This window comes from Rhodonellum sp. (assembly GCF_030656585.1).
GTDB lineage: Bacteria > Bacteroidota > Bacteroidia > Cytophagales > Cyclobacteriaceae > Rhodonellum > Rhodonellum psychrophilum.
Genome location: NZ_JAUSPP010000081.1, coordinates 1 through 8146, shown reverse-complemented (window position 1 = coordinate 8146; position 8146 = coordinate 1). Strand labels below are relative to the sequence as shown.

Annotated in this window: 3 protein-coding genes, 1 pseudogene and 1 CRISPR repeat array; of the genes and pseudogenes, 2 read left to right on the top strand and 2 right to left on the bottom strand. The window is 42.1% G+C overall.

The genetic code is table 11. The annotated features are described in order from the left end of the window. Positions 1–190 precede the first annotated feature (190 nt). Positions 191–1729: a GH3 auxin-responsive promoter family protein gene (locus Q7J63_RS20470; RefSeq protein WP_304888865.1), complete on the bottom strand. Its 1539-nt coding sequence runs from the start codon at positions 1727–1729 to the stop codon at positions 191–193. Between the two features lie 647 nt (positions 1730–2376). Here Q7J63_RS20470 and Q7J63_RS20465 point away from each other — a divergent pair. Beyond that, the gene (locus tag Q7J63_RS20465; protein ID WP_304888863.1) at positions 2377–3234 is read left to right on the top strand and encodes a glycoside hydrolase family 16 protein; all 858 of its coding nucleotides are present in this window, start codon (positions 2377–2379) and stop codon (positions 3232–3234) included. 516 nt (positions 3235–3750) lie between these two features. On the opposite strand, the pseudogene Q7J63_RS20460 reads toward Q7J63_RS20465, so the two are convergent. Further along, positions 3751–4608: pseudogene (locus tag Q7J63_RS20460) on the bottom strand (alpha/beta hydrolase); the annotation flags it as partial. 423 nt (positions 4609–5031) lie between these two features. Here Q7J63_RS20460 and Q7J63_RS20455 point away from each other — a divergent pair. After that, positions 5032–6591 carry an SDR family NAD(P)-dependent oxidoreductase gene (locus Q7J63_RS20455; RefSeq protein WP_304888861.1) on the top strand — a complete coding sequence of 520 codons (1560 nt, stop codon included), beginning with the start codon at positions 5032–5034 and terminating at the stop codon, positions 6589–6591. Between the two features lie 238 nt (positions 6592–6829). Next, positions 6830–8108: a CRISPR direct-repeat array (repeat unit 30 nt; unit sequence ATTTCAATTCCAGTATGGTGCGATTAAGAG). Positions 8109–8146: the final 38 nt, after the last annotated feature.

Below are 8146 nucleotides of genomic sequence, written 5' to 3'. Positions count from 1 at the left end.
CATTGCGAATGCATTTCAATACTTTATTTACCTGATAATTAGCCCCTTGTTGACTTCTATTGACTTCACCCTATCGGTGTCAGGTATTGGTCTCCCAATTGTCTGATTTTCTTTCAAATTCAATCCCATTTGGAAGCCTATTGCATATTTCGGGTTGAAGTGTCAATCCCCTGGAAGCATAATGCATGTTTTAGGTTGAACCTTTTGTTTTGTCAAGCACGAATTTTTCCCAGTCCCTAAAATCGGCTTCTTTCATTACCCTTGGGAATTTGACCTGCCCTCCTTTTTGTTTGGTTTCCTCGGTCCATTCTTGAAATAAATTCACAGGGATCAATTTGGCCTCAACAGATTTGAGGGCTTTGCCTCTTGCTACTTTATAATTTTTGTTGTTTTCCTGAAGAAGCGCATCTATGCGATTGGCAATTGCTTTTTCGTCCCGATCGATATTTCCATCCAATCCCAGATACCATCGGTGCAAGTACTCGCCCTCTTCCAAGACCGCCGAAACCGTGAATTCTTTGATGTCACAGTCAAATTCTTCTCCTATTTGTTCCAAAGCCTTGTTCATTTGGATGACAGACAATTGTGAACCCACCACATTCAGAAAGTGCTTGGTCCTGCCGGTGATTTTAATTTCCGCCTTGTCTTTATCCGTAAAGGCGACGGTATCCCCGATCATGTATCTCCAAGCGCCCGATACTGTACTGATTATCAACACATAATCCACGCCTACTTCAACCTCCCCGATTTTAAGCGACTTCACATCCGGCTTCACTGTCCCGTCATCATTCATGTTTTCGGGAAGGAAAGGAACAAATTCAAAATAGACGCCATTGTCCGTAATCAGCGCCATGGAATCGGTGTCCTTTCTGATCTGGGTAGCGAGGTATCCTTCCGAAGAAAGATAAGTATCGATGACCGTGATGGGTTTTGAAGTGATTTTTTCAAAACTCTTTCTATAAGGTTCAAAGGCCACGCCACCGGATGTGTATACTTGAAAATTTGGCCAAATTTCATGGATATCGCTTGCGTTGTGGTAGGCAATCACCTTCTTCATCATCAGTTCAATCCAAGCAGGAATCCCAGAAATCCCACCGATATCCCAATTTTTCGCCTCTTTGGCCAATGCTTCCACCCTTTCATCCCAATCGTTGATGGATGAAATCTCCTTTCCGGGACGGTAAAATCCATCAAACCAAAACGGGATCTGACTGGCACTGATTCCACTGATTTCCCCTTCCAAATGGCCGTTGACTTCCTTCAGGTCCGTGCTGCTGCCAAACATCAGGATTTCCTTCTCAAAAAACTCTGCAGGAAGGTCAAAATCAGCGATTCCCTTGATTTGCTGCATTCCGGCCTTTCGGATGGAAATCAACATGTCCTCGGTCACTGGAATGTGTTTTTTGGTACTCGTGGTCCCACTGGAAACCGCAAAATAACTCACCTTTCCGGGCCAAGTGATGTCTTCCCCTCCGTCGATCACCTTTTGCCACCACTGCTCCCGGAGGGTGTCATAGCTGAAATAGGGAACCTCCGCGGCAAATGCTTGGTGAAGATCCTCCTCATTGAGGATGGTCTCAAATTGATAATATTTACCAAAAGCCGTTCCTTTGGCTTTTTTGAGTAAATCCTTCAAAACCGTTTCCTGTGCCTCGACAGGATCGGGATGGCTGAAGATTTTACCGGATACTTCAACTGCTTTTTTAATTATTTCTCCAATAATGGGCATGGTACTGGGCTGGTTAAATGATGGTATTTAGGATAAATTAAAATCTGGAACCAATCTTTCAGGATTGTTTTCGTGAAAATAATTGAAGAAAAATAATTCCGAAAATTCTTTCCCTTTTGTTGCTTCCGTAAATGCACCTTGAATTTCAGCTTTGAAACCTATCCTTTCAGCAAAAAAGAGTTTGCTTGGCAGTTTTCAGTGGCATAAATGCAAATTTCCAATTTGAAATTCAAGATATTGAAATTCATCAAAGACCATTCCTTTTTTGGAAGTTAAAGCCGTTTATTTTAACTTTTTTCGCTCTACAAAATCCCCAACTTGGGAAGAGAGATTGCATTTTCACAATCGAAGCAGGTCAAAACTCAATATTGCTTTCTACAACAAAAATCAATTTTATGGAATTTTGTTTATAGGGAAACCCGATGAAGACTGAATTCAATAAGTTTTTATTTAACTAAGAGGATATTAAAAATTAATGTGTTTTATTTAAGGTAAAATGCTCTTTGCCCATTAAAAATTTCTCGACAACCCCACGTCTCATCCATTCGATATCGCTTTTGGCATGAAAAAAGTGGGTTTAATAACAAAAAAACGTGAGAATTGGTGGCGTTTTTATTTGGTTAAATCTTACTGTTTGGATAACCTATATGATTTGTAAAATTAAATTGCCCTTTTTATTGGTTTCATTGCTTTTGACTTTCATTTCATGCAAAGAGGATGAAAAGGTAGAGGAAGTGTTGTGTGATCCTTGTGAAAGCCCTCTGAGTTATGAAGGTTATAATTTGGTTTGGAATGATGAATTCGAAGGGTCAAATCTTTCTGCAAATTGGACTTCAGATTTTGGAGATGGTTGTCCTTTAATTTGCGGATGGGGTACAAATGAATTGCAATATTACCAAACGGAGAACACGGAGATAAAAGAAGGTTTTTTGATTATCACCGCCAAAAAAGAAACCGTCCTGAATAGCAATTACACCTCTTCCAGAATCAAAACAGAAAACCAAAAGACATTTACATTTGGCAGAATCGATATTCGTGCCCAGTTACCCAAAGGTCAGGGAATATGGCCTGGAATATGGATGTTGGGAGAAAATATCAATGAGGTGGGATGGCCTTCCGCAGGGCAAATCAATATTGCCGAAATGATTGGTGGAAAAGCCGATGGAAAGGACAATACCATTTTCGGGGCAATTTATTGGGGAAATAATGGGGATTCGGGTTATAAAACCGGTACAAAGAGGCTGAGTAAGGGTGTATTCAACGATAAACCCCATGTTTTTTCACTCTCTTGGGACAATGAGAAAATCGTTTGGCTTTTGGACAATAGCCCCTATTTTGAAATGGATATTCGGTCCGCAAGTTTTGATGCCTTTAGAAAACCATTCTTTTTATTGTTTAATGTTGCCGTAGGGGGTGACTATGTGGGGAATCCAGATGCAAGCACCGTTTTTCCACAACAAATGAAAATCGATTACATCCGGGTGTTTCAAAAAATCCCCGGCTAAACGATACAGAGACTTCACTTCCATTCGAAATACTTCCCATTCCAAAAAAGCTTTACCTGCTAGATGCATAACCAATACGGTACAAATGGTTTGCATTTGAATGAACGCTCAACACGAAATTTGTCTTCACCAGAAAAAACCCTTCGCCAAACCCTATTTTTCTTTCAAAAAAGCACTTCTTTTTGGGCACCGGACGATTTTAACCCGAATTCTAAGACAGCGAAAAAGTAACGCAAAGCGTCTAACTTGAGGTGAGTTCGATAGAAATATCCATTCCATTTCCCAAGGGATCTTGAAACTGCAAGAAAATCAGACCATTTGGCGAATACGCTATAGTGCCAAAATGGTGAAGTCATAAACAGTAAACAAAGACTGATGATGAAGATTTTTCAGGATGGAATGGGATTGTTATGCATAAATCGGGTTTAAATTAGAAAAGAACACAGTTCTCCGACAAATTTTTAGGGATTTTTCAATTGGAGTACTTGTAAATGCAGCTCTGCCCAAGGGACATTACTTGGCGAAAAGAGATTGGTCCACCGGCTTAAACAAAAGGCTGGAAAACATATACAAGCCATTTTTCCAAACCTTAAAATCATGTGCTCCCGGTTCAATGCTATACATATGGGGAACATCATTTTTCAGCAAATACTGATGGGTCCTTTCACTAAACCGGATCAAATTATCGGCGTCACCGCAGGAAATCCAAAGCAGCTTCAGTTTTTCCTTGGCTTCACTTGGGTTGGGAAGCAATATTTCCGGTTCCTTGGTATTCGGTGCAGCAGAAAAACCACCAACCCAAGCGAATTGGTCCAAATTGCCCAACCCAAAATTGAGGGACTGCCCGCCGCCCATTGATAAACCCGCAATGGCACGACTTTCCCTATCTTTTATCACCGGATATTTTTTTTCGATAAAAGGGATTAAATCATGCAACAGATCTTTTTCAAAGGTTGCAAAGGCTTGGACTTTATCGGGGTCCATGATATTACCAATAGCCCTGTCGTCTTTCATGGCGCGCCCATTGGGCATCACCACTATCATGGGTTCCATCTTTTTGTCCGCATAAAGATTATCCAAAATCACCTGAGGATTTCCACCGTTTAGCCACTCCTTTTCATCCCCACCAATCCCATGCAAGAGATACAAAACAGGATATTGTTTGCTTTCGGAATAGCCGGGAGGCGTATAGACCAAGGCCTTTCTCGAAACGCCAACGGTTTTCGATTGATAAGTGACTGTATCAATACTTCCGTGGGTGATTCCGGTTCTCTTGACGTCAAAGCCCTGAGGCGCCTCTAACCCCAAATCTTGGCTTTGGACATGTGAACTGATCATAAAGCAACCAAATAGTAAATAAATTATTTTTCTCATTGTGTTGTTTATTTTTTTTGAAGGTGATCCAAATTCTGTTTTTAAATTAATCTGCTCGCTAGGATAGTTTGACTGTAAAATTCAAGTAGCGTAAAGATTATTCCTTTAGTCCAATCCTACAACCCTTGCTTGGTCCAAGAGAGATCTAATCAGAATAAAGAAAACTTGGCAACAAATGGCCTTGACTACCAATTGGTCCATCTTGAATCGGATGATCAAAGAAGTAAGAGTCAATTAAAACTCAGATGCACAAAACGACTCCAATATAGCATTTACAATTAAATGAATCCTCAAATTCCAATCTCATTTCCTGAATGAACAGCCGGGTTGGTAATGAAACATCTTTCTCTCCTGTAGAAAGATGCTTATCCGCAGTTTCCATTTTTAAAATCTCTACTTTTGCACCCTTGAAAGTTTAGGAGCATGGAGAAGGAAATAGAATCTGGCGAATCAGTGAAGATCAGCCAAGGACAAATAGAACAGTGCATTGCGATTCTGGAGCAACTGAATGCAGATACGAATCAGATTTTTGACATTCCGAAAGAGCAAAGGGTGGCTTTGCTGATGGCTGCCGGTAAATTTTCCCGTCCAAGCAAGGAGGAATTGAAAAAGCGGAAAAGAGGCGCCAAAAAAGTCAATCAAAAGAAAATTGCGGCCATTGCTATTCAAGCCCGCAATGCAACGGGGATTCGAAGTGCACGGGAAGCATCCATTTTTATCGCGCCGGCCATGTTGACATTGACGGGTGACGAGGCCGAGAAAGCCGTCCACCTGGAATCTCCCCGGGAATGTTATGTCTGCAAAGCTTCTTACAACAGACTCCACCATTTCTATGACACGATGTGTCCCGAGTGCGGGGATTTCAATTATGCCAAACGCTTCCAAAATGCAGATCTTACCGGGCAAGTTGCCTTGGTGACCGGCTCCAGGTTGAAAATCGGGTACCACATCACGCTGATGATGTTGCGGGCCGGAGCAACCGTCATTGCCACCACCCGATTTCCGGTGGATTCAGCCCTGCGCTTTGCCAAAGAGCCCGATTTTAAGGAATGGGCAAGCAGATTGAAAATCCATGGCTTGGACCTGCGACATATTCCGAGCGTGGAGATTTTCTGCAATTTTATCGAGCAGCAATACGACCGACTGGACATCCTGATCAACAATGCCGCACAAACGGTAAGGAGACCTTCAGGATTTTACCAACACCTGATGGCCAATGAAATCCTGGAACTGAAAGACCTTTCGTCGGATGCGCAGCACCTGCTTTCAGATCATGGCGTCTGCCTGCAGGAACTGAAGACATTGAGTCAGGGATATTCCGAAGGAGAATACAAAAACCTGCCGGTTTCCTGGCATGGAAAGCAGCTGGGCATAGGCCTGAGTTCCTCTGCCAAGCTGACCCAGATTCCTTACAGCATAGACGATTCGATCAGTACGGAGGAGATTTTTCCCCTTGGCAAGCTGGATGCAGACTTGCAGCAAGTGGACCTGAGGAAAACGAACAGCTGGCGGCTGAAACTTGGAGAAATCCACACCAACGAGATGCTGGAAGTGCAACTGGTCAATTCCGTTGCTCCATTTGTCTTGTGCAACAGGCTGGTCAATTTGATGAAAAAAGAGAATACCGGCAAGAAACACATCATCAACGTGTCCGCCATGGAGGGTAAATTCCACCAGTTCCACAAGGAATCCCGCCATCCGCATACCAATATGGCCAAAGCCGCTTTGAACATGATGACACTCACAGCAGCATCCGACTTCGTGAAGTTCGGGATCTATACCAATGCCGTCGATACCGGCTGGGTGACCGACGAGGATCCGGCAGACCTTGCGCGTATCAAACAGGAATTGCATGATTTCCAGCCTCCCCTCGACATTGTCGATGGTGCAGCGCGGGTGATGGATCCACTCTTTGATGGCATCAATACCGGCAAACATTGGTGCGGAAAGTTTCTGAAGGATTATAAGCCCACGAGCTGGTAGCACCGGGAAATATGACCAGAATTGAAAATTCTGGTCATTTGTAAGTCAAGATTATAAATCTTGACCAGCCGACGCTATTCGATATTTGAAATGTTGCATCCAGACACAAGCGATTTGTAATCCCCTAAGCTGAAGAGGACCATTATTGCCATTTTTTGAAAATCTGTATGCGAGATTTTAAATGTAAGTCAGCGGTTTAAGGGTTAAAAAAACCTTCCAAATTATCTTAGGGAAATGTTTTTCAATTCCAGTATGGTGCGATTAAGAGGATCCCGAAACCCTGCGTTGCCGCGGTGCCTCCTTATTTCAATTCCAGTATGGTGCGATTAAGAGTTGCTAAGCATAAAGAGCACCTAATTGGCGCCCTCGCATTTCAATTCCAGTATGGTGCGATTAAGAGCCTAAAGGCATCCTTCGAGGAGGAGAAAAAAGCCCTATTTCAATTCCAGTATGGTGCGATTAAGAGAAGTATGCCGTTAAAAAACGGTGTGGTATCCACATCATTTCAATTCCAGTATGGTGCGATTAAGAGTTTGCGTATCTTAGGCACAGAATACAGGGACATGATATTTCAATTCCAGTATGGTGCGATTAAGAGCCGGTTGCTTCGATATAGGCCACATCCTTTTTTAACATTTCAATTCCAGTATGGTGCGATTAAGAGGAACGGCTACAAAGGCGACCGGTATTATTACACGTTATTTCAATTCCAGTATGGTGCGATTAAGAGTGGAAGGTATTCGAAGAAGCTGGGTTGGTTTCCTTATTTCAATTCCAGTATGGTGCGATTAAGAGGCAATTGACGGGATTAAATACCCGTTTGTTTCACCCATTTCAATTCCAGTATGGTGCGATTAAGAGAAAATTTGATCTGTCTCAATATGTAATGGCTAAAATATTTCAATTCCAGTATGGTGCGATTAAGAGTACAAAGGTGGAGAAGGTTAATGGTTTAATTATTCCATTTCAATTCCAGTATGGTGCGATTAAGAGGAATTATCAAGCATTCCACAGATACGGGACACCTTATTTCAATTCCAGTATGGTGTGATTAAGAGCTATATAAGTCAGTACTACTATCAAATTTTAGATGCATTTCAATTCCAGTATGGTGCGATTAAGAGACAGCCCATCCGGGAAATGGCCGGCATTCCGCCCACATTTCAATTCCAGTATGGTGCGATTAAGAGGAAGCCGAAATGGAAGAATATGTCGTAGAATACTTATTTCAATTCCAGTATGGTGCGATTAAGAGGATCAATATTTCTATACAGGTTCCTTCCCTTATTTATTTCAATTCCAGTATGGTGCGATTAAGAGTAAGCCTCTGACAATGTCAATGACACGTTTCCTGCTATTTCAATTCCAGTATGGTGCGATTAAGAGTCAGTATTCCAGTAATATAATTGCCCTATCAAAAAAATTTCAATTCCAGTATGGTGCGATTAAGAGCAGAGAAGACAACACCATTGTCCGGTGAATGCACTATTTCAATTCCAGTATGGTGCGATTAAGAGAAGAACAGATTCAGAGAATAGTTCAGCTTTTGCCCTAT

Bases quoted from the DNA above. Each gene is read 5' to 3' on its own strand.
- Q7J63_RS20470 (WP_304888865.1), bottom strand. From the start codon at position 1,729: ATGCCCATTATTGGAGAAATAATTAAAAAAGCAGTTGAAGTATCCGGT.
- Q7J63_RS20465 (WP_304888863.1), top strand. From the start codon at position 2,377: ATGATTTGTAAAATTAAATTGCCCTTTTTATTGGTTTCATTGCTTTTG.
- Q7J63_RS20455 (WP_304888861.1), top strand. From the start codon at position 5,032: ATGGAGAAGGAAATAGAATCTGGCGAATCAGTGAAGATCAGCCAAGGA.